19 protein-coding genes are annotated in these 20,846 nt (G+C 71.6%); 6 read left to right on the top strand and 13 right to left on the bottom strand.

The annotated features are described in order from the left end of the window. Positions 1-2: 2 nt before the first annotated feature. A complete protein-coding gene (locus tag ABZ459_RS14270; RefSeq protein ID WP_357970243.1) occupies positions 3-1,238 on the bottom strand; it encodes an adenosylhomocysteinase in 1,236 nt (411 codons plus the stop codon). Positions 1,239-1,302: 64 nt separating this feature from the next. Further along, the gene (gene ahcY, locus ABZ459_RS14265; RefSeq protein WP_357970240.1) at positions 1,303-2,730 is read right to left on the bottom strand and encodes an adenosylhomocysteinase; all 1,428 of its coding nucleotides are present in this window, start codon (positions 2,728-2,730) and stop codon (positions 1,303-1,305) included. 102 nt (positions 2,731-2,832) lie between these two features. On the opposite strand from ahcY, the gene ABZ459_RS14260 reads away from it, so the two are divergent. Next, positions 2,833-3,168, top strand: coding sequence for a MerR family DNA-binding transcriptional regulator (locus ABZ459_RS14260; RefSeq protein ID WP_357970237.1), 336 nt, complete (start codon positions 2,833-2,835; stop codon positions 3,166-3,168). A gap of 122 nt (positions 3,169-3,290) precedes the next feature. Here ABZ459_RS14260 and ABZ459_RS14255 read toward each other — a convergent pair whose 3' ends face one another. From ABZ459_RS14255 to ABZ459_RS14235, 5 genes are read right to left on the bottom strand one after another with little or no spacing between them, the layout of a single operon-like run. After that, on the bottom strand, positions 3,291-4,217 hold the full coding sequence (locus ABZ459_RS14255; RefSeq protein ID WP_357970234.1) for a cation diffusion facilitator family transporter: 927 nt from the start codon (positions 4,215-4,217) through the stop codon (positions 3,291-3,293). Positions 4,218-4,266: 49 nt separating this feature from the next. Further along, on the bottom strand, positions 4,267-5,373 hold the full coding sequence (locus tag ABZ459_RS14250) for an SIS domain-containing protein (protein WP_357970232.1): 1,107 nt from the start codon (positions 5,371-5,373) through the stop codon (positions 4,267-4,269). Continuing rightward, positions 5,370-5,537 carry a Trm112 family protein gene (locus tag ABZ459_RS14245; RefSeq protein WP_352323388.1) on the bottom strand — a complete coding sequence of 56 codons (168 nt, stop codon included), beginning with the start codon at positions 5,535-5,537 and terminating at the stop codon, positions 5,370-5,372. Before ABZ459_RS14245 ends, ABZ459_RS14250 begins: the two co-directional genes overlap by 4 nt. Further along, positions 5,534-6,883: a phosphomannomutase/phosphoglucomutase gene (locus tag ABZ459_RS14240; protein ID WP_357970229.1), complete on the bottom strand. Its 1,350-nt coding sequence runs from the start codon at positions 6,881-6,883 to the stop codon at positions 5,534-5,536. The genes ABZ459_RS14245 and ABZ459_RS14240 overlap by 4 nt, the downstream gene beginning before the upstream one ends. A gap of 42 nt (positions 6,884-6,925) precedes the next feature. Next, a complete protein-coding gene (locus tag ABZ459_RS14235) occupies positions 6,926-7,294 on the bottom strand; it encodes a DUF3499 domain-containing protein (protein ID WP_352323386.1) in 369 nt (122 codons plus the stop codon). Positions 7,295-7,684: 390 nt separating this feature from the next. On the opposite strand from ABZ459_RS14235, the gene ABZ459_RS14230 reads away from it, so the two are divergent. Next, a complete protein-coding gene (locus ABZ459_RS14230) occupies positions 7,685-8,044 on the top strand; it encodes a metallopeptidase family protein (protein ID WP_357970226.1) in 360 nt (119 codons plus the stop codon). Positions 8,045-8,063: 19 nt separating this feature from the next. Here ABZ459_RS14230 and ABZ459_RS14225 read toward each other — a convergent pair whose 3' ends face one another. From ABZ459_RS14225 to ABZ459_RS14215, 3 genes are all read right to left on the bottom strand, one after another. Next, on the bottom strand, positions 8,064-8,510 hold the full coding sequence (locus ABZ459_RS14225) for a hypothetical protein (RefSeq protein WP_357970223.1): 447 nt from the start codon (positions 8,508-8,510) through the stop codon (positions 8,064-8,066). A gap of 102 nt (positions 8,511-8,612) precedes the next feature. Further along, positions 8,613-8,873: a WhiB family transcriptional regulator gene (locus tag ABZ459_RS14220; protein WP_020546325.1), complete on the bottom strand. Its 261-nt coding sequence runs from the start codon at positions 8,871-8,873 to the stop codon at positions 8,613-8,615. Positions 8,874-9,194: 321 nt separating this feature from the next. Further along, positions 9,195-11,810 carry a hypothetical protein gene (locus ABZ459_RS14215; protein ID WP_357970220.1) on the bottom strand — a complete coding sequence of 872 codons (2,616 nt, stop codon included), beginning with the start codon at positions 11,808-11,810 and terminating at the stop codon, positions 9,195-9,197. Positions 11,811-11,992: 182 nt separating this feature from the next. On the opposite strand from ABZ459_RS14215, the gene cofD reads away from it, so the two are divergent. The 4 genes from cofD (at position 11,993) to ABZ459_RS14195 (ending at position 15,473) form a co-directional block, all read left to right on the top strand. After that, positions 11,993-12,931 carry a 2-phospho-L-lactate transferase gene (cofD, locus tag ABZ459_RS14210; protein WP_357970217.1) on the top strand — a complete coding sequence of 313 codons (939 nt, stop codon included), beginning with the start codon at positions 11,993-11,995 and terminating at the stop codon, positions 12,929-12,931. Then, positions 12,928-14,199, top strand: coding sequence for a coenzyme F420-0:L-glutamate ligase (locus ABZ459_RS14205; protein WP_357970214.1), 1,272 nt, complete (start codon positions 12,928-12,930; stop codon positions 14,197-14,199). The genes cofD and ABZ459_RS14205 overlap by 4 nt, the downstream gene beginning before the upstream one ends. Before the next feature lie 100 nt (positions 14,200-14,299). After that, a complete protein-coding gene (locus tag ABZ459_RS14200; RefSeq protein WP_357970212.1) occupies positions 14,300-15,031 on the top strand; it encodes a lytic polysaccharide monooxygenase in 732 nt (243 codons plus the stop codon). 16 nt (positions 15,032-15,047) lie between these two features. Further along, positions 15,048-15,473: a DoxX family protein gene (locus ABZ459_RS14195; protein WP_357970209.1), complete on the top strand. Its 426-nt coding sequence runs from the start codon at positions 15,048-15,050 to the stop codon at positions 15,471-15,473. Positions 15,474-15,505: 32 nt separating this feature from the next. On the opposite strand, the gene ABZ459_RS14190 is transcribed toward ABZ459_RS14195, so the two are convergent. The 3 genes from ABZ459_RS14190 to ABZ459_RS14180 form a co-directional block, all read right to left on the bottom strand. Continuing rightward, positions 15,506-17,218, bottom strand: coding sequence for a substrate-binding and VWA domain-containing protein (locus tag ABZ459_RS14190; protein WP_357970207.1), 1,713 nt, complete (start codon positions 17,216-17,218; stop codon positions 15,506-15,508). A gap of 116 nt (positions 17,219-17,334) precedes the next feature. Then, a complete protein-coding gene (locus ABZ459_RS14185; RefSeq protein ID WP_357970204.1) occupies positions 17,335-19,887 on the bottom strand; it encodes a bifunctional FO biosynthesis protein CofGH in 2,553 nt (850 codons plus the stop codon). Positions 19,888-19,938: 51 nt separating this feature from the next. Beyond that, entirely contained in the window at positions 19,939-20,832 is an 894-nt protein-coding gene (locus tag ABZ459_RS14180) for a DNA-3-methyladenine glycosylase 2 family protein (protein WP_357970669.1), read from the bottom strand. Positions 20,833-20,846 lie beyond the last annotated feature (14 nt).

Here is a 20,846-nt window from a genome sequence, read left to right as displayed (position 1 = left end):
CCTTAGGAGCCGACCCGCCAGGAGTGGAGGTAGTCCTCCTGCTCGGGGGTCAGCGTGTCGATGCCGATGCCGGCGGCGGCCAGCTTGAGCTTGGCCACCTCGTGGTCGATCTCCTCCGGCACGTCGTACACGCCGGGCAGGAGGCCCGCCCGCTGCCCCGCCAGCCAGGCCACGGCCAGCGCCTGCGCGGAGAACGACATGTCCATGACGGCCGCCGGATGGCCCTCGGCGGCGGTCAGGTTGACCAGGCGGCCCTCGGCCAGCAGCAGCAGGCGGCTGCCGTCGGGCATGACGTACTCGTCGGTGTTCGGGCGCACCCCCCGGTGCACCTCGCGGGCCATCTCGTCGAGGGCCCGCACGTCGATCTCGACGTCGAAGTGCCCGGCGTTGGCCAGGATCGCGCCGTCCTTCATCACGGACAGGTGCTCGGCCCTGATGACGTCCCGGTTGCCCGTCACGGTGACGAACAGGTCGCCGATCATCGCCGCCTGGGCCATGGGACGCACCTCGTAGCCCTGCAGCGTGGCGTCGAGGGCCTTGACGGCGTCGATCTCGGTGACGACGACCCGGGCGCCGAGCCCCTTGGCCCGCTCGGCCACGCCGCGCCCGCAGTATCCGAACCCGGCCACCACGACCGTACGGCCGGCGAGCATGGTGTTGGTGGCCCGCATGATCCCGTCGAGGGTGGACTGCCCGGTGCCGTACCGGTTGTCGAACATGCGCTTCGTACGGGTGTCGTTGACGGCCACGACCGGGAAGCGCAACGCCTGCTCGGCCGCCATCTGGCGCAGCCGGATGATGCCGGTCGTGGTCTCCTCGCACCCTCCGCTCACGCCTTCGAGCAGGTCGGTGCGCTCGGTGTGCAGGATGTTCACCAGGTCGCAGCCGTCGTCGAGCACGAGGTCGGGCCCGAGGTCGAGGGCCTGGTGGATGTGCAGGTAGTAGGTGGCGCGATCGACCCCGGCCCGCGCGTGCACGGCGATCCCGTACGCCCGCAGGGCCTCGGCCACGTCGTCCTGGGTGGACAGCGGGTTGGAGGCGGCCAGCGCGATCTCGGCGCCGCCCGCCTTCAACGCGCCCATGAGCACGGCCGTCTCCGCGGTGACGTGCAGGCAGGCCGCGATCTTGAGCCCGTCGAGCGGGCGTTCGAGCGCGAACCGCTCGCCGATGGCGGTCAGCACCGGCATCGAGCGCGCGGCCCAGGAGATCTGCCGCTCGCCGCTTTCCCAGAGATCCATGCCCAGCCCCTCGCGAAAAAGCACGGCTCCGGGAGGGACCCCCCTCCCGGAGCCGCCCAGCCGATCAGTAGCGGTAGTGGTCGGGCTTGTACGGGCCCTCGACGTGCACGCCGATGTAGGACGCCTGCTCCTTGGTCAGCTCGGTGAGCTTGACGCCGAGCGCGTCGAGGTGGAGGCGGGCGACCTTCTCGTCGAGGTGCTTGGGCAGCGTGTAGACGCCGATCGGGTATTCGGCCGTCTTGGTGAACAGCTCGATCTGCGCGATCACCTGGTTGGTGAAGGAGTTGGACATGACGAAGCTGGGGTGGCCGGTGGCGCAGCCCAGGTTCATCAGGCGGCCCTCGGCCAGCACGATGATCGAGTGGCCGTCGGCGAAGACCCACTCGTCGACCTGCGGCTTGATGTTGTTCTTCACGATGCCGGGCAGCTTGGCCAGGCCGGCCATGTCGATCTCGTTGTCGAAGTGGCCGATGTTGGAGACGATCGCCTGGTGCTTCATCTGCGCCATGTGCGCGGCGGTGATGATGTTGAAGTTGCCGGTGGTGGTCACGAAGATGTCGGCGATGCCGACGACGTCCTCCAGCGTGGTGACCTGGAAGCCGTCCATGGCCGCCTGGAGGGCGCAGATCGGGTCGATCTCGGTGACGATGACTCGGGCGCCCTGGCCGCGCAGCGCGTCGGCGCAGCCCTTGCCGACGTCGCCGTAGCCGCAGACCACGGCCACCTTGCCGCCGATGAGCACGTCGGTGGCCCGGTTGAGGCCGTCGATGACGGAGTGGCGGCAGCCGTACTTGTTGTCGAACTTCGACTTGGTGACCGAGTCGTTGACGTTGATCGCCGGGAAGAGGAGCTGGCCGTTCTTGTGCATCTCGTAGAGACGGTGCACGCCGGTGGTGGTCTCCTCGGTCACGCCCTTGATGCTCTCGGCGATGCGCGTCCAGCGCTTGTCCTCGCCGACCGTGCGGGTGAGCAGGTCGATGATGACGTGCCACTCCTCCGGGTCGTCGGCGCCGGCGGGGGGCACGGCCCCGGCCTTCTCGTACTCGGCGCCCTTGTGCACGAGGAGCGTGGCGTCGCCGCCGTCGTCGAGGATCATGTTGGGCGCGTCACCGCCGGGCCAGGTGAGGGCCTGCTCGGTGCACCACCAGTACTCCTCCAGCGTCTCGCCCTTCCAGGCGAACACGGGGACGCCCTTCGGGTCGTCGACGGTGCCCTCGGGGCCGACGACGACCGCGGCGGCGGCGTGGTCCTGGGTGGAGAAGATGTTGCAGCTGACCCAGCGGACCTCGGCGCCGAGCGCGACCAGCGTCTCGATGAGCACGGCCGTCTGGATGGTCATGTGCAGGGAGCCCATGATCTTCGCGCCGCGGAGGGGCTGGGAGGCCGCGTATTCCTTGCGCATCGCCATGAGGCCGGGCATCTCGTGCTCGGCGAGCCGGATTTCCTTACGGCCGAAGTCGGCAAGTGAAAGGTCGGCGACCTTGAAGTCCATCGGGATTCCCCTCGCGTCACGATTGCTGTCGCGGACGAGTTTAGGCGGCGCTCGGGCAGCCCCGCATCTCCGAGACAGCGAAACTGACGTAAGAATGTAAGGATGCGCATCACGGAAGCAGCCAAGCGGCTCGGCATGTCCCCACGAATGCTCCGATACCGGGAGGCGCTGGGCCTGCTGCCGCCGGTCCGTGAGCGCGGCGCGCACCGCAGATTCGGGCCCGAGGAGCTGGCCGCCGTGGCGCAGGGGGTGGAGCTGGAGAAACAGTTCGACGTCTCGCCCGCCGAGCTGGCCTTCGCGTTGCGCGTGCTGAGCGAGCCGCAGGTGGCCGCGGCCGTGCGCGATCTGGGCGTGCGCATCGGCCGCATCCAGGTGCCGCGCAGGGCCCTGGACTTCGAGAAGGAGAAGGCCCTGAGGCTCCTGCGCCCCCGGGGCTGAGCCTCAGCCGGCCGTGGTGCGTGTCGGCCTCAGGGCCGAGCGGTGGCCGGCCGTCGTACGCGGCCGGCCTCCGGGACAAGCGTCGGTTGACCGTCGTACGCGGCCGGCCTCCGGGACGAGCGTCAGCCGGCCGTCGTGCGCAGCCGGTCGAGGTCGGGCTCCAGGTAGATCACCCGCGCGATCGGCACGGCGTCGCGGATGCGCCGCTCGGCCTCGTCGATGCCGCGGGCCACCTCGCCGGCCGTGTCGTCGTGCTCGACCGCGATCTTGGCGGCCACCAGCAGTTCCTCGGGGCCGAGGTGCAGCGTGCGCATGTGGATGATCCTGGCCACCTCGGGCGCACCCTCCAGCGCGGCCCGGATCTGCTCCTCGACCTCGGGCGAGGCGCCCTCGCCGAGCAGCAGCGACTTGGTCTCGACGGCCAGCACGACCGCGATGATCGCCAGCAGCACGCCGATCATGAGGGTGCCGATGCCGTCCCAGACGCCGTCGCCGGTGATGACGGCCATCGTCACGCCGAACAGCGCGAAGATCAGACCGAGCAGCGCGCCCAGGTCCTCCAGCAGGATGACGGGCAGCTCGGGCGACTTCGAACGGCGGATGAAGGCGAACCACGACTGCTTGCCGCGCAGCGGGTTGGACTCCTTGACCGCCGTGCGGAAGGAGAAGCCCTCGGCGATGATCGCGAAGATCAGCACCGCGAACGCCCATATCGGCGACTCGACGTCGGCCGGTTCGGAGATCTTGTGCCAGCCCTCGTAGAGCGAGAAGACCGCGCCGATCGTGAACAGCACGACGGCGACCACGAACGCGTAGAAGTAACGCTCGCGCCCGTAGCCGAAGGGGTGGGTCTTGTCGCTGGCCCGCTGGGCCCGTTTCCCGCCGAGCAGCAGCAGGAGCTGGTTGCCCGAGTCGGCGACCGAGTGGATGCCCTCGGCCAGCATCGAGGACGACCCGGTGAAGAACGCCGCCACGAACTTCGCCACCGCGATCGCCAGGTTGGCGCTCAGCGCCGCAATGATTGCCTTGGTGCCACCGCTCGCGCTCACCGGACGTCTCCGCTCATAAAGATCACCTACAAAGACCTGACATGGGATCCTATTGGGAAATCCTGGCCTTAAGCTCAGTGATCGTGGCCACAGGCGTCGGATCCACGGCGTGGCCGAGGGCCAGGTAGGTGGCGGCGTAGTCGGCCAGGCCGACGAGCGTGGCCAGCCGTTCGAGCGGATGCACGCCCTCCGCGGTCAGCTCGCTGACCGGTACGTCGCGGTCGTGCGCGAGCCGCAGCGACGCCTCGCGCTGCCGCGTGACCTGCGGATGTTCCTCGACGTCGCGCAGCATGACGAGCCTGAGCGTCGGCCCGGCCTCGTCGGCGAAGATGTCCCGCTCGGCCAGCGGCCCCTCCAGGGCCGCCACCTGGTTGTGGCCGGCCTCGGGCAGCCGGCCGAAGACCGCGGGGTACTTGCCGGTCTCGTTGAGCTGGCAGGCCAGCCGGTACGCCGCCGCGCAGGCCACCGGCGAGGAACCCCAGATCATCGGGATGCTTCCGGCCAGGTCCATGGCGAGGGACTTACCCGGATTGACGAAGGACTCGCTGGAGGGACGGCAGCGGTTGGCGATGTCCTCAAGGATCGCGGCCACCCGTTCGAACACCTCGGGCTCGGCCGTGACCAGCCCGAGCGCGGACGCGGCCGTGATCACCGGAACCGTCAGCAGCCACAACGCGGACCTCGGCTGCCCCTCGACCCGCACCGGGACGTGGATCGCCGACGCCTGCACCGCCACGGCCTCCAGCGGCGAACCCGGCGGGCACACCGCCAGCAGCCCGCACCCCCGCCGGACGGCCTGGACGGCGACGGAGACCGTCTCGTCGTCGTCGCCGGTGGCGGACACGGCGATGACCAGGTCGGTCGCGCCGACCCAGCCCGGCAGCTGGTAGGACCGCAGCGTCACGATCGGCAGCGGCACGCCGTTGCCGCACACCGCCTCGAGGATGTCACCGGTCAGGCCCGCAGTGCCCATGCCCGCGACCACGACGGCCCGCGGGCGGCCCTGGGCGGACAGCCGGTCGACGCCGGCCTCGACCGCGGCACGGCGACCCGTGCGCACCTGGGCGGCCGAGGCCGCGACCGCGAGCAGCATGCCGCCCGGATCGGCCGCGGTGAGGTGTTGCTGGTCATCGAGCCGCCCGGGCTCCCAGGTCACGGCTTCCTTGCCTCATCGACCAGCAGGACGGGGATGTCGTCGCGCACGGGGTAGATCAGACCGCAGTCCGTGCAGACCAGCTCCTCGGTCTCGGCCTCGGCGCGCAGGGGCGCCTTGCAGGCCGGGCAGGCCAGGATCTCCAGCAGCCAGTCGTCGATCTTCACAGTGACACCCTTCCCACGATGGCGAGGACCTCGTCCTTGATCGCCTTCATCTTGCTCTCGTCGGCCGCCTCGGCGTTCAGCCTGAGGAGCGGCTCGGTGTTGGACGCGCGCAGGTTGAACCACCAGCCGGGGCCGGTGATCGTCAGGCCGTCGAGCTCGTCGACCTCGCCGCGGCCCGCGAAGGCCGCGCGGACGAGCGCCAGCGCCTCACCCTGGTCGGCGACCGCGCTGTTGAGCTCGCCGGAGGCGTGGTAGCGCGAGTAGGCAGCCACCACCTGGGACAGCGGGCGCTCCTGCTCGCCGAGCGCGGCCAGCACGTGCATCGCGGCGAGCAGGCCCGAGTCGGCGAACCAGAAGTCGCGGAAGTAGTAGTGGGCGGAGTGCTCGCCGCCGAAGATGGCGCCGGTGCGGGCCATCTCCGCCTTGATGAAGGAGTGGCCGACGCGCGTGCGCACGGGCGTGCCGCCGTGCTCGCGGACGATCTCGGGCACGCCGAGCGAGGTGATCACGTTGTGGATGATCGTGCCGCCGGGGTCTTTGGCCAGCTCGCGGGTGGCGACCAGGGCGGTGACGGCCGACGGCGAGACGGACGCGCCGCGCTCGTCGACCACCCAGCAGCGGTCGGCGTCGCCGTCGAAGGCGAGGCCCAGGTCGGCGCCGCTCTCGACGACGGCCCGCTGCACGTCGAGGAGGTTCTGCGGCTCCAGCGGGTTGGCCTCGTGGTTGGGGAAGCTGCCGTCGAGCTCGAAGTAGAGCGGGACCAGCTCCAGCGGCAGGCCCTCGAACACGGCCGGGACCGTGTGGCCGGCCATGCCGTTGCCGGCGTCGGCGACGACCTTGAGCGGCCGGATCGCCGACAGGTCGACCAACGCGCGCAGGTGGGCGGCGTAGCCGGACAGCAGGTCCTTCTCGATCAGCGACCCGGCCGGGGTGGCGGGGGCGCCCAGCAGCCCGGCCGCGCGGTCGCGGATCTCGGCCAGCCCGGTCTCGCCGCCGATCGGCACCGCGCCGCCGCGGCACATCTTCATCCCGTTGTAGCGGGCCGGGTTGTGGCTGGCGGTGAACATCACGCCGGGCAGGCCCAGGCTGCCGCTGGCGTAGTAGAGCAGGTCGGTGGAGCCGAGCCCGGCGAACACGACGTCGGCGCCGCGCGAGCGGGCGCCCCTGATGAACGCCTCGGCCAGCGGCACGGAGGACTCTCGCATGTCATGGGCGACCACGACGGACGGGGCTCCGGTCACCTCGACGAACGCCGCACCCACGGCCTCGGCGATCGGCTCGTCGAGCTCGTCGGGAACCACCCCGCGAACGTCGTACGCTTTGAAGATCTTGGCGAGGTCGCCCACTCTCCAGCTCCGCCCCTAGGTCGTTTGTCGTGTGAAACGAGCCTACCGGTCGCGGTGCTGCTGGGCCGACCGAAGAACGCGCAGGTGGCCCCGGCGCCCGACCTCGACGCCTTGGCCGACCGGCTCGCCGCTGCCGGACGGAGTGGGCCTGGCGGCTTCCCTGACCGCGTTGGCCAGCGCCTCCAGGTCGTCTGAGCTGGGGGAGTTGCCGTCGGTGGGGAGCCGGACGACCTCCCAACCGCGGGGAGCGGTCAGCCGCTCGGCGTGTTCGGCGCACAGGTCGTAACAGTGTGGCTCGGCGTACGTCGCCAGAGGGCCGAGAACTGCGGTCGAGTCGGCGTATACGTACGTGAGCGTGAAGACGGCAGGCTGGCTGCAAGCGGTGCGGGAACAGCGGCGGACGGGGCTCACGGAGGGACCGTATCTGGTAAGAGTGCGAGGCGCCACTATCTGAGCGCTCTTAACGAGCGTGTCGCCACAATTCGGACACCTGTCGCAGGCTTTCCACCCACATGCGCCGATGCGCGCGCCTGAGGCACAACCTTGCCCCGTCGCCGTTGACGCCACACCGGTCGCGCTGCACTTTCCCGTTTCCTTGATCGACCACCGAGGAGGGCGACGAGCCGGAACGAACAGCTGGACGACGCCCTCCCTCCCTGACGGCGGCGACGCGGGCGGGGGTTCCGGGGGTTCGCGGGCAGGTGCCCTTACACTTGGGCGGTGACTCCAAAGCGCGGTCCCAGACGGCGCGATCGCCACGGTCGTGGTCTGCGCGGCCCCCTCGCCCCGTCCCACGTCCCCATGGCCCGTTCCCGCAGCGAGCGCTTCGACGACCTCGTCCTCGACGCCGTCGACCGGCTGCGGCCCCGATGGGACAAACAGCTGTCCGCCGTGGAGTTCGCGGTCGAGGAGGTGCCGCCGGTCAACGAGCTGGGCGACGGCCCGAGCATGGGCACCGAGCCCATCCCGTTCGGCCGGGCCGACGCGGCCAGCGGCCAGTCACCGGCCGCCGTGGTGATCTACCGCCGCCCGCTGGAGGCCCGCGCCCGCGACCGCGACACCCTGGGCGCGATGGTGCACGACACGGTGGTCGAGCAGGTCGCCACGCTGCTCGGCCTCGCCCCCGAGACCGTCGACCCGGGTTACGACGAGCGCCGCTGAATCGCGGCTCGCCCGTGGCTCAGCCCGGCAGCACCACGCGGGCGCTGTCGGTCGGCGCGGGCAGCACGGGCAGCACGGTCCACACGCGCGCGGGCGCGAGCGGCTGGGCGGTGACGAGCAGGCCGTCCTTCTCCTGCTCCTCGATGACCCGGCCGCCGTAGATCTGGCCCGACACGGGCGTGACGACCACGGCGAACTCGCCCTTGGCGCGCAGCCGTACCTCCCTGGTCCGCCCGGCGGGCACCGCCACGTCGTACGGCCTGCCCGCCGCACCCTTCGCGGGCACCTCCTGCACCCCGACCTCGCCCGGCCCGTCCGGCGCGGTGAACAGCAGCCGCGCGCCCGGACCGCTGCCGGCGACGCGCTCCGGCCTGCGGCTCTGACCGGCCAGCGCGCGCAACGTGTCCCCCAGCCGGCGCCCGCCGTCATGGGCGACGACGATCGCGGTGACGAGGGTGCGTGACATGGGCGGGCGACTCCAGCGTTGATCAGGCGCTCACCCTACAGGCGACATCACACGCGAAAAAGGGCCACGCGGGCTACCGCGTGACCCTTTCGCTCATATCCCCTAAACGGCCTGGCGCTTGATCCGTCTGCGCTCCCGCTCCGACAACCCACCCCAGATGCCGAAGCGCTCATCGTGTTCGAGCGCGTACTCCAAGCACTCGGCACGGACCTCGCACGATCGACAAACCTTCTTGGCTTCTCGGGTGGAGCCGCCTTTTTCCGGGAAGAACGCCTCCGGATCGGTCTGCGCGCACAACGCACGCTCCTGCCATCCGAGTTCTTCAGCGTCAAGCTGATCCTGTGCGATGACCGGATCGGTCACTGCACACCTCCCTGCCGCCCGCCCGCAATGGAGCCCCCCATGGACGCCTTCCTCCTACCCACCCAAGGGAAGGCGTAACAACATGGTTGTAATTACACGCGCGTGCCGTACGTGACGTCAAGCGGCATGACGGTATCCGGGGAAAGACCGACTCTCGCCCCGGTGTGCTCGGCATGTGGTGTTCGCACCAGGCCGAGACCCCCTGCACAGCAAGGCTTCGACCCGGTTCGTTCAACGCTGTCAGCGGTCGGAACCGTACCAGGGCGGGGTAGACGCCCGCCCTTTGGGCCACCTTCTCTCTAGCCGTCGTTTGCCGGTCCGTTACCTGCGTGGCTCGTTGGGCGTGTATATGGCCGTTGGGTCGATTGGGTCGTCACCCGGGCGGTTCTGGGCGCCCAGGGCGTCCCCGAGCTGCGAGGGGTCGAGCCGCATCGTCGACTCGCCCTGCGCCTCGCTCCAGCCGGCCGGGGCCTGGTGGGTGGGGCGGTAGGTCTGGGGCTGCTCGTACTGGCCCTGCTGGGGTTCGTACGCGTTCTGCTGCTGCTGGTACGGCTGGGCCTGCTGCGGGTGGCCGAACGGGTCGTCGTACGGCCTGGCCGGCTGGCCGGCGTAGTCGGGCACCCGCAGGTCGGGCTGGGTGCCGGAGGGGGCCGTCGAGCTCTGGTAGGTCTCGGCCTGCTGGTAGGCGTCCAGGAGCTGCTGGGAGCGCGGGTCCACGGGCGGGTCCGGCTCCTGGAAGGCGGGGGTGGCGTACTCGTGGCCGGAGTAGCCGGTGAACGGCTGGCCGCCCTGCTGGTCGAAGGCGTTCTGGCGGTCCTGGTACGGCTGCTGCGGCTCCGCCTGCGGGTACGGGACGCTCGGGCTGGTCTCCCCGCTCGGGTACGCCTGGTCGGCGAAGGCGCTCGGGGAGCTGTTGCTCGGGGCGTACGGGTTCTCGGGGGTGGGGTAGCCGGACTGGCCGTACGCACTGGGCTGACTGTCGGCCGGGACGTACGGCGCGGGGGTGTACTCGCCGGCCGGCGGCTGGTAGCCGGAGTCGGGGAGCGTCTCGGACGGGGTGTAGGCGGGCGGGGCGTACCCCTGGTCCTGGCCGAAGCCCTGCGGCGGGAAGCCGGGGTCCGGCTGCGCGAACGGCTGACCGGCCGGTCCCTGGGCGTGGCCGAAGGACTGGTCGGTCTGGGCGTAGGGGCGCTCGGGGGCCGGGGGGAACGGCGACTCGGGCTGGCGCGGGGGCTGCTCGGCGGACGCGGCGGGAAGCGCGGCCCTGGCCGGCTGGTAGGGCTGCTGCTGGTACTGCTCGGGCTGCTGACCGTGCGAAGGCTGGCCGAAGGGGGCCTGGTCGGGCTGCTGGCCGTGCGAAGGCTGGCCGAACGGTGCCGGGTCGGGCTGCTGACCGTGAGAGCCCTGGCCGAACGGCGACTGGTCGGGCTGCTGACCGTGCGAAGGCTGGCCGAACGACGGCTGCTCGGGCTGGCCGTAGGCGGGCTGCTGGCCGTGCCCCTGGACCTGGCCCTGGCCGTAGGCGGGCTGGGCGTCGGAGGTCTGGGGGGCGTAGGGGGAGTGCGCCTCGGCCGCGTGCGGGACGGGGGTGTCCTGCTGGTGGCCGTAGCCGGGGGCGTCGGACTGGCCGAAGCCGGGCGCGGAGGGCGCGGGCTGGCCGTAGCCGGCGGGGTCGGGCTGGCCGAAGGCGGGAGCGGGCTGGCCGTAGCCGGGAGTGGACGGCTCGGGCTGGCCGTAACCAGGGGTGGCGGGGTCGGGGTGGCCGCCGTAGCTCGGCGGCTGCTGGCCGTAGCCGGTGCCGGGCTGCGCGCCGGGGCTCGGCGCCTGTCCGCCGCCGTAACCCGGCTGCTGCCCGAAGGCGGCCTGCTGGTCCTGCTGGCCATAGGGAGCCTGCTGGTCCTGCTGCCCGAAGGAAGCCTGAGAGTCCTGCTGGCCGTACGGATTCTGCGGGTCCTGCTGGCCGTACGGGGCCTGCGGGTCCTGCTGGCCGAAGGTGACGGTGGCGTGCTGGCCGGACGGGGGTTGGGGCGCGTACCCGGCGGAGGCGGGCTGAGGCTCGTAGCCGGAAGAGGGCGGCTGGGGCTCGTAGCCGGAGGACGGGGGCTGGGGCGCGTAGGCCGGGGACTGCTGGCCCGAGGGGGGCTGGGGCGCGTAGCCCGAGCCCGCGGGGAACTGGCCCGACGGCGGTTGCGGGGCGTAGCCGGAGGAGGCGGGCTGGGGGTCGGGAGCCGCGGACTGGGCGTCCTGGCCCGGGGGGAGCTGGGCGAGCGCGGGCTGCTGGCCGTAGGGGGTCGGCGCGGCGTGCGGCTGCGCGTACGCGGGCTGGGGGGAGGGGTCGGGCCGGCCGTGCGGCGGCTGGTCGGACTGGCCGTAGGCGGGCTGGTCCTGCTGGCCGAACTGCTGGGGGCGGCCGTACTGGGGCTGGTCCTGCTGGCCGAACTGCTGGGGCTGGCCGTAGTGGGTGGTCGGACGGCCGTACCCGTCGAGGGTGGGGATGGGGGAACGGCCGGGCATGACTTCGGGAAGCAGGTAGACCAGCCCGACGGCGGTGAGCGCGAGCGTGGGGACGCCGGTGAGCACGTACTCCACCACGCCGCGGAAGCCGCCTCCGGCGAACAGCCCGACGATCAGCGCCAGCGCGCCGAACACGGCGGCGAGCAGCAGGCCGGCGGCTGAGCCGTAGGCGATGAGCCGGGCCTTGGACGAGCGCTCGCCCGTCCTGGTGACGAGCAGCACGGCGCCCACGAGCAGCGCGGTCACGACCGGGCTGGTCAGGCCCGGCAGGTTCGCGGCGGCACGGGTGGCGAACCCGCCGCCGAGCGGGCTGCCCGAGCCGATCAGGATGTGGCCGATCGTCAGGACGACGTCCACCAGCCCGGTGACGAGCATGATCCAGGCAGCCGGCTCCCGTAGTCGGGCGGCATTGACTTTGCTCATGAGTAACCCCCATCGGACCCTTTGGCCCGAAGGGAGTTTGCCACATTGCCGACTTTCGCGGCGGGTGTCCCAAGAACCTCTTCCATCCCATTTACCCCTATACCTGGAACTTTGTTGCTCCGAAGTGGGGCAGAACCACTCCCCCCACGGGGATGTCGGACGCCGATGGAAGACTGGGACGCATGCACATCGTGTCACTCGCCGGCGGCATCGGCGGCGCCCGTTTCCTGCGCGGCCTGCGCGCCACCGCACCCGACGCCTCGATCACCGTCATCGGCAACACGGGCGACGACATCACCCTGTTCGGCCTGCGCGTCTGTCCCGACCTCGACACCGTCATGTACACCCTGGGCGGCGGCATCGACGAGGAGCAGGGCTGGGGCCGGGCCAAGGAGTCCCACGTCGTCAAGGAGGAGCTGGCCGCCTACGGGGTCGAGCCGCAGTGGTTCGGGCTCGGCGACCGCGACTTCGCCACCCACATCGTCCGCTCGCAGATGCTGGAGGCGGGTTATCCGCTCTCGCAGATCACCGAGGCCCTGTGCGTGCGCTGGCAGCCGGGCGTGCGGCTGCTGCCGATGACCGACGACCGCTGCGAGACGCACGTGGTGATCTCCGACGAGCGCGGCAAGCGGGCCGTGCACTTCCAGGAGTGGTGGGTGCGCCTGCGCGCCTCGGTCCCGGCCGAGTCGTTCGCGCTGGTGGGGGTCGAGACGGCCAAGCCCGCGCCGGGCGTGCTGGAGGCGATCGAGCAGGCCGACGTGGTGATTCTGCCGCCGTCCAACCCGGTGGTGAGCATCGGCACGATCCTGCAGGTCCCCGGCATCCGCGAGGCGGTCGCGGCCAAGACCGTGGTCGGCGTCTCCCCCATCATCGGCGGCGCGCCCGTGCGCGGCATGGCCGACGCCTGCCTGACGGCCATCGGGGTGGAGACCACGGCCCAGGCCGTGCTCGACCTCTACGGCTCCGGCCTGGTCGACGGCTGGCTGGTGGCCGAGGAGGACTCCGGGGTGGCGCTCGACGGCGTGCGCGTGGTGTCCCGTCCGATCCTCATGCACGACGCCGAGACGACGGCCGACATCGCCCGCACGGCGCTCGACCTGGCGCTGGAGCTGGCCCGATGAGCACGCGACGGGTCGAGGTCATCGCCGTCACCGGCATCGGCGAGGTCCGGCCGGGCGACGACCTGGCCGCCCTGCTCAAGGACGCCGACCTGCGCGACGGCGACATCGTGGTGGTCACCTCGAAGATCGTCAGCAAGGCCGAGGGCCGCGTCCGTCAGGCGCCCGACCGCGCGAGCGCGATCGAGGAGGAGACCGAGCGGGTCGTCGCCAGGCGCGGCGACACGGTGATCGTCCAGACCCGCCACGGCTTCGTCATGGCCGCGGCCGGGGTCGACGCCTCCAACACCGAGCCGGGCACCGTCCTGCTGCTGCCCGAGGACTCCGACGCCTCCGCGGCGCGGATCAGGGCCGGGCTGGGCGCGCGGGTGGGGGTGATCGTCTCCGACACGTTCGGGCGTCCGTGGCGCAACGGGCTGACCGACGTGGCGATCGGCGCCGCAGGGGTGCGCCCGCTCGACGACTTCCGCGGCTCCTCCGACTCCTACGGCAACGCGCTCGGCGCCACCGTCACCGCGCTGGCCGACGAGATCGCGAGCGCGGCCGAGCTGGTCAAGGGCAAGCTCGGCGGCGTACCGGCGGCGATCGTGCGCGGGCTCGGCCATCTGGTGACCGACGACGACGGGCCGGGCGTCAGGCCGCTCGTCCGCCCGGCCGACGAGGACATGTTCCGCTTCGGCTCCCGCGACGTCGTGTTCGCCCGCCGTACGATCAGGGAGTTCTCCGACCGGCCGGTCGACGGCGAGGCGGTGCGCAGGGCGGTGGCCGCGGGCATCGCGGCGCCGGCGCCGCACCACACGACCCCGTGGCGGTTCGTGCTGGTCGAGTCGGCGCAGACCCGCATCGAGCTGCTCGACGCCATGCGCGAGGCGTGGATCGCGGACCTGCGCGGCGACGGGTTCACCGAGCAGTCGATCGCCAAGCGGATCAAGCGCGGCGACGTCCTGCGCAACGCCCCCTACCTGGTCGTGCCGTGCCTGGTGATGGAGGGCTCGCACACCTACCGCGACGATCGGCGCAACGCCTCCGAGCGGGAGATGTTCGTCGTGGCGACGGGCGCCGGCGTGGAGAACTTCCTGATCCAGCTCGCGGTCGAGGGGCTGGGCTCGGCGTGGGTGTCGTCCACGATGTTCTGCCGGCCGGTGGTCAGGCAGGTGCTCGACCTGCCCGAGTCGTGGGATCCGATGGGTTGCGTGGCGATCGGGCACGCCGCCGCGCCGCCGCGCGACCGCGCCCCCCGTGACCCGCGCGATTTCATCGTGACGCGCTGAGCCTCTGACGAGAGTCTGGAAATCTGGTAAGCCAACCGTTTACCGTTAGGAAACTTTCCTTTACATTTGGACTATCCCCCCATGTAAAGGAGCCACTTCAATGCGAAGGACTCTCACGTTAGTCGCCGTGGCGGTGATCACCATCGCCACGGCGGTGTTCAACACCTCTCCCGCGTTCGCCCACGGTTATGTGAACTCGCCGCCCAGCAGGCAGGCGTTCTGCGCCCAGGGCAAGGTGTCGGGCTGCGGCCAGATCGTCTACGAGCCACAGAGCGTGGAGGGCCCGAAGGGCCTGCGCAGCTGCAACGCCAACCTTGGCCAGTTCGCCCAGCTCGCCGACGAGAGCAAGCCGTGGCCGGCCACCTCCGTGGGCAACTCGGTGACCTTCACCTGGACGTTCACCGCCAGGCACGCCACGCTCAACTACGAGTACTACATCGGCGGAAACCGGGTCGCGGTCTTCAACGGCAACGGCCAGCAGCCGCCGTCGACGATCTCCCACACCGTCAACCTCTCCGGCTACTCCGGCCGCCAGAAGGTCCTGGCGATCTGGAACATCTCCGACACCTCCAACGCCTTCTACTCCTGCATCGACCTGCAGATCGGCGGGGGCGGCCAGCCGACCCCCACCCCGACCCCGACCGTGACCCCCACGCCCACCCCGACCCCGACGCCCACCACGACGGCCTCGGGCACCTGGAAGGCCGGCACGGCCTACACCACGGGCAGCACGGTCACCTACAACGGCGTCTCCTACCGGTGCCTGCAGCCCCACACGGCCATCGCGGGCTGGGAGCCGCCGAACGTCCCGGCGCTCTGGCAGCGGGTCTGACGGTCTGGACCGGCCGATGACCAAGCTTCGTGACGCCGCGCTGTCGCTGTTCCGCATCGTGGTGGGCCTGCTGTTCGCCTGCCACGGGGCCGCCACTCTGTTCGGCGTACTCGGCGGCCCGTACGGCGGAACGACCCCGTCCGTAGGCCAATGGCCCGACTGGTGGGCGGGGGTGATCGAGCTCGGCGCGGGCGGCCTCGTCCTCATCGGGCTCGCCACCCGCGTCGCCGCCCTGCTCTGCTCGGGCACGATGGCCTACGCCTACTTCACCGTCCACCTGCCCAAGGGCCTGTTCCCGTTGCAGAACGGGGGCGAGACCGCGGCCATGTTCTCGTGGTCGTTCCTGATGCTGGCGCTGCTCGGCAGCGGCGCGTGGTCGCTGGACAAGCTCGTGTCCCGCTTCCACCACCGTGACGAGAACGCCACCGTGCACCAGATGTAGGCCGGAGGGGGTGCCGGGCGACCGGCATCCCCTCAGGCGGCCGGCTTGCAGGTGGGATGGCAGAGCCTGCGGGCCAGCGCGCCGAGGAAGACATCGATGATCTCCCCAGGCTCCTGCGCCACGTGCAGCGAGCCGTTCGTGGCCGCCGCGATCTGCGACAGGCTGCCGCGGTCCACGTCCTTGCCGAACGCGATGATGACGATCTGAACGGGCTTGTCCGGGTCCCACTCGTTGCGCAGGGCCTCGAGAAGCCGCGGGAGTTTGACGCCCTTGCCGTCGTCCTTGCCGGCGCTGATCACCAGCAGCGTGTTGTTCATGTCGTCGCGGTAGTCACCGCTCATCCTGCGGAACCCGGCCAGTATCGCGTCGTAGAGCGAGCTGTCCAGGTCGGGGTGGGGGGCGATCGTGCTGGTCAGCTCGTCGAGGACGCTGCGCCGCAGCACCTGGCCCGACTCCGGCTCGCTGATCGGGCCGAGGCCGACCCGCTGCCGGTAGCTCCTGACGTTCCCCACCTTGTCGGCGAACTCCCACATGCCCATGTGCGTGGAGTTCGGGAAGAGCTGCAGCCCGATCTTGGCCGCGGCCAGCGCGATGCGCACCTTGGTGCTGCCGTTCAGCGGCTCGGCCATGTGCTTCGAGGTGTCGGCCAGCACGAGGATGTTGGTCGGCGGCGCCAGCCTGCTCCAGGCGCGGAGCGCCTCGTCGATGTCCTGCTGCGACACCGACGGCCTGGTCTTCGGTGCCTCCGACGGGAGCTGCGGCCCCGGCGAGAGCGGCCCCAGCCGGCCGTCGCCCGACCTGAAGCCGGCCCGCCGGACGATCTCCTGGGCCTGGCCGCCCTTCAGCCAGTCGGCGAAGGCGGTGGACGCCTCCGCGACGTCGGGATCGGCCGCCGTGACGACGTAGGGATAGTCGAGGTCGATGGTGCCCTCGCGCGGGTGCAGCGCCACGACCGGGTCGGGCGAGGGCACCCGGTTGTGGTTCCACACCGACTGCTCGGGGACGATGACCACCGGCCGCTGCCAGAACCCGCGGTCGTCCACGGCGTCGAGCATGCTGCGGTAGTCGGGCGCCGACCCGGCCTGCGCCCACCTGACGAACGCGGTCAGCGCCTTGTCGGCGGCCGGCCCGGTGCCCACGACGTCCCTGGCCGCGGCCACGGTCGCGATCCCCGCGCCCACCAGCGACGGGTCGGGCACCCGTACGACATCCGGCTCGCCGGAGTTGGGCGTCAGCCGCCCGCGCACGGTCGGCGGGAAGACCATCCGCCAGTTCATCTCGGTCCCGCCGACCGAGAAGCGCCGGGCCAGCGACGACCGCGTGGCGAACACCAGCGGCGAGGTGGCCACCACGGTCTCCCCCGCGGGCAGCGAGCTCGCGCCCTGACTGCGGGCCAGCCTGATCCAGGCCGAGGAGTCGGCGATCCAGCCGTCGGGGCGTTCGCGCAGCACGCCGGCCCGGTCGCCGATCAGCGTGCGCAGCACGGTGGCCGACGGCTGCTCGGTCACCTGGACCAGCACGCACCGCCCGCCGACCGACGCCTTGGTCTCGTTGAAGCGCCCGGCGGCCTCCATGACCGCCGGCGCCACGTCCACGGCGGCGGCCACGCTGACCAGAACAGGCTCTCGTGACACGCACAGGGCGGGACCGCCGCCGAGCACCACGTACAGGCTGCCGGCGGCGACGGCCACGGCGGCGAGGCCGGCCAGCATGCCACGTTGGAGCGCCTTCCTGCGTCGCTGCACGGGAGGCAGCGCGGCACGGTGTCGACCCAACCGCACGATGAACCTCTCTCCAGTGGAGTGATGATTCTTCCAGTGCCTCCCATACCGGGCGCAACCCTTGTTAGAACTTGTTATAACTACGCCATCGGCAAGATTCTTCTCACGCTCTGGCACACCCCGTCGCTGGCCTGCGCGGCGGCCAGCCGTTCGGCCGTGGGGCTGCCGTACTCGGTGGTGCGCTGGCGTACCGGCCTGCCGGTGACCTCGACCATCTCGCGCAGCTCGCTGATCGTCTTGTACGAGCCGTTCTCCGAGCCCGCCATCCGGCTGATCGTCTCCTCCATGAGGGTGCCGCCGAGGTCGTTCACGCCGCCCCCGAGCACCTGGCGGCACAGGTCGTCCTGGAGCTTGACCCACGAGCACTGGATGTTGGGGATCGCGCCGTGCAGCAGGATCCTGGCCAGGGCGTGCACCGCGCGGTTCTCCTGGGCAGTGGGGCCGGGCCGGGCGATGCCGGCCAGGTAGATCGGGGCGCTGGTGTGCACGAACGGCAGCAGCACGAACTCCGAGAACCCGCCGGTCTGCTCCTGCAGCCGCCTGATCAGCTTGATGTGCCTGACCCAGTGCAGGTGGTGGTCCACGTGGCCGTACATCATCGTGGACGTCGTCGGGATGCCGACCTCGTGGGCCGTGGTGATGACCTCGATCCACTCCTTGGCCGGCAGCTTGCCCTTGGTCAGCACCCAGCGCACGTCGTCGTCGAGGATCTCGGCCGCCGTGCCGGGCAGCGAGTCCACCCCGGCCTCCTTGGCGGCCTCCAGCCAGTCGCGTATAGACAGGTTCGTCCGGGAGGCTCCGTTGATGACCTCCATCGGGGAGAACGCGTGCACGTGCATGCCGGGCGTCCTGGCCTTGACCGCCCTGGCGATGTCGAAGTACGCGGTCCCCGGCAGGTCGGGATGGATGCCGCCCTGCATGCACACCTCGGTCGCGCCCGCCGCCCACGCCTCCTCGGCCCGGTCGGCCACCTGGTCCAGGCTCAGCGTGTACGCGTCGGCATCGGTCCTGCGCTGGGCGAAGGCGCAGAAGCGGCAGCCGGTGTAGCAGACGTTGGTGAAGTTGATGTTCCGGTTGACGACGTAGGTGACCTCGTCGCCGACGGCCTGCGCGCGCAACGCGTCGGCGATGGCCGCCAGCTCGTCCAGCGCTCCGCCCTCCGCGCCCAGCAGCGCGACGGCCTCGGCGTCGGTCAGCCCGGCGGGGTCGGCCTCGGCCCGCCTGAGCGCCTGCCGCACGTCGCTCGGCGTCGAGGCGGCGATCGGGCCGAGGCGGTCGCGCAGGGCCGTCCAGTCGCCGTACACGTGGTCGAAGTCGTCGCGCCGGTCGTTCACCCGGCCGGTGGTGTCCACCTCGACGTGCAGGTCCACCCGGCCGGCGGCGGCGAACCCGCCGTCGGGCTCCTGCCAGGGACGGCCCTGCGGCACGGCGTCCTCGCGGGCGAGCCCGGTGCCGGGGTCGGCCAGGGCCTCGACGTGCGCGAACAGCCGCGGGTCCAGCCACGGCTCGCCGGCCCGCACGTACTCGGGGTAGATCGTCAGGCGTTCCCGCAGGTCGAAGCCGGATTCGGCGGTACGCGCCGCCAGGTCGTCGATCTGCGGCCAGGGGCGTTCCGGGTTCACGTGGTCGGGGGTCAGCGGCGAGACGCCGCCCCAGTCGTCGATGCCGGCCCGGATCATGAGCGCGTACTCGGAGTCGACCAGGTTGGGCGGGGCCTGGAGGCGTACGCGGGGGCCGAGGACCAGCCGCGCGACGGCGATCGTGGCCGCCAACTCGCGCAGGTCGGCGTCCGGCAGGCCGCGCATGGCCGTGTCCGGCTTGGCGCGGAAGTTCTGGACGATGACCTCCTGGATGCCGCCGTACTCGCGGGCGACCTTCCGGATGGCGAAGATCGACTCGGCCCGGTCCTCGACGGTCTCACCGATGCCGATGAGGATCCCGGTCGTGAACGGCACGTTGCTGCGGCCGGCGTCCTCCAGCACGCGCAGCCGTACCGCCGGGTCCTTGTCCGGGGAGCCGTAGTGCGGCTGTCCCTTCTCCTCGAACAGCCGCCGCGAGGTGGTCTCCAGCATCATGCCCATCGACGGCGCGACCGGCTTGAGCCGCTGCAGGTCACGCCAGCTCAGCACACCGGGGTTGAGGTGCGGCAACAGCCCGGTCTCCTCCAACACCAGGATCGCCATGGCTCGTACGTAGGACAACGTGTCGTCATAGCCGTGCGCGTCCAGCCACTCGCGGGCCTGGTGCCAGCGCTCCTCCGGCCGGTCCCCCAGCGTGAACAGCGCCTCCTTGCAGCCCATCGCCGCGCCCTGCCGGGCGATCTCCAGCACCTCGTCCGGGCTCAGGAAGGCCGACTCCAGCTTGTGCGGCGCGGTCGCGAACGTGCAGTAGCCGCAACGGTCCCGGCACAACCTGGTCAGCGGGATGAACACCTTCCTGCTGTAGGTGATCACCCCTTCCCTGCCGGCGGCCTTCAGCCCGGCGTCGCGCACGCGGGAGGCGTGGTCGAGCAGCGCGTCGAGCTGCTCGCCGCGCGCGTGCAGCAGCACGACGGCCTCGGTGAGGTCGAGCGCCTTGCCGTCACGGGCACGGGCGAGGGCACGGCGAAGCGCGGAATCACTGACAAGACTCATAGAGGCACAGTACGCACCCCTGAGTTCGTGACGCGCACTCAGGGCTGGATGTCAGAAGGACCGGTAGTCGCGCGCGGCCATCCGCGGCCCCCGCGCGGGCGGGCGCAGACCGCTGAGCCAGACGAGCACCGCCGCCCGGTGCCGATGCCCCCGGTACGGCTCCAGCAGCCGCATCATCCCCTGGTCGTCGGTCTTCTCCCCGGTCAGCGCGTAGCCGACCAGCTTGGCCAGGTGGAAGTCCCCCACGCTCACCGCGTCGGCGTCGCCGAAGGCCCGCTGGCGCACCTCGGCCGACGTCCACACGCCGATGCCGGGCAGGGCCCGCAACAGCCGGTCGAGCTCCTCCGTGGTGGCCGCGGCCTCCAGCTTGGCGGCGTGCCAGGCGGCGTTGGCGATCGTCCGGGCCCGGACGGCCTCCGCGCCCGCCCGGTGCCAGTGCCAGCTCGGGATCTGCCGCCACACGACCGGTTCGGGCGGCACCCGCATGCCGTCGGGGGCGGGGCCGGGGGCGGGCTCGCCGTAGTGGCGCAGCAGGTAGCGCCAGGCCCGCCACGCCTCCCGGCCGACGACCTTCTGCTCCAGCACGGCGGGCACCAGCGCCTCCATGACCCGCCCGGTACGCCCGATGCGCAGCCCCGCGTGCTTGCGCGCCACGTCCACCAGCACGTCGTGCCGGACGCGGAAGCCGGAGACGTCGTCGAGCGCGCCGAGCAGGGCGGGCAGGGTCTCCAGCGACCAGCCGGCGCCCGGCCCCCACGCCTGGGCCCGCACGGCCGCGGGGGTCACGGTCACCCGCAGCGTGCTCGGGCCGTCGGGGGTGCGGCAGGCGCGCCAGATCGAGCCGTCGGGGGTGCGGCGCCAGGCGGGATCGCCGGTGCCGCGCCGGTGGGGGCCGAGGGCCAGCTCCACGTCGAGCGGCCCGTCGGGCTCCCACCTGCGTTCCATCACCCGTCCAGTCT

The organism is Nonomuraea sp. NPDC005692, from assembly GCF_040631115.1.
Taxonomy (GTDB): Bacteria; Actinomycetota; Actinomycetes; order Streptosporangiales; family Streptosporangiaceae; genus Nonomuraea.
The sequence above is the reverse complement of the archived record's forward strand: the minus strand, read 5'-3'. Positions and strand labels throughout refer to the sequence as shown.

Excerpts from the sequence above, each read along its gene's own strand:
- ABZ459_RS14215 (WP_357970220.1), bottom strand. The coding sequence starts at position 11,810 with ATGAGCAAAGTCAATGCCGCCCGACTACGGGAGCCGGCTGCCTGGATC.
- cofD (WP_357970217.1), top strand. The coding sequence starts at position 11,993 with ATGCACATCGTGTCACTCGCCGGCGGCATCGGCGGCGCCCGTTTCCTG.
- ABZ459_RS14225 (WP_357970223.1), bottom strand. The coding sequence starts at position 8,510 with ATGTCACGCACCCTCGTCACCGCGATCGTCGTCGCCCATGACGGCGGG.
- ABZ459_RS14260 (WP_357970237.1), top strand. The coding sequence starts at position 2,833 with ATGCGCATCACGGAAGCAGCCAAGCGGCTCGGCATGTCCCCACGAATG.
- ABZ459_RS14200 (WP_357970212.1), top strand. The coding sequence starts at position 14,300 with ATGCGAAGGACTCTCACGTTAGTCGCCGTGGCGGTGATCACCATCGCC.
- ABZ459_RS14185 (WP_357970204.1), bottom strand. The coding sequence starts at position 19,887 with ATGAGTCTTGTCAGTGATTCCGCGCTTCGCCGTGCCCTCGCCCGTGCC.
- ABZ459_RS14205 (WP_357970214.1), top strand. The coding sequence starts at position 12,928 with ATGAGCACGCGACGGGTCGAGGTCATCGCCGTCACCGGCATCGGCGAG.
- ABZ459_RS14195 (WP_357970209.1), top strand. The coding sequence starts at position 15,048 with ATGACCAAGCTTCGTGACGCCGCGCTGTCGCTGTTCCGCATCGTGGTG.
- ABZ459_RS14230 (WP_357970226.1), top strand. The coding sequence starts at position 7,685 with ATGGCCCGTTCCCGCAGCGAGCGCTTCGACGACCTCGTCCTCGACGCC.
- ABZ459_RS14270 (WP_357970243.1), bottom strand. The coding sequence starts at position 1,238 with ATGGATCTCTGGGAAAGCGGCGAGCGGCAGATCTCCTGGGCCGCGCGC.
- ahcY (WP_357970240.1), bottom strand. The coding sequence starts at position 2,730 with ATGGACTTCAAGGTCGCCGACCTTTCACTTGCCGACTTCGGCCGTAAG.
- ABZ459_RS14180 (WP_357970669.1), bottom strand. The coding sequence starts at position 20,832 with ATGGAACGCAGGTGGGAGCCCGACGGGCCGCTCGACGTGGAGCTGGCC.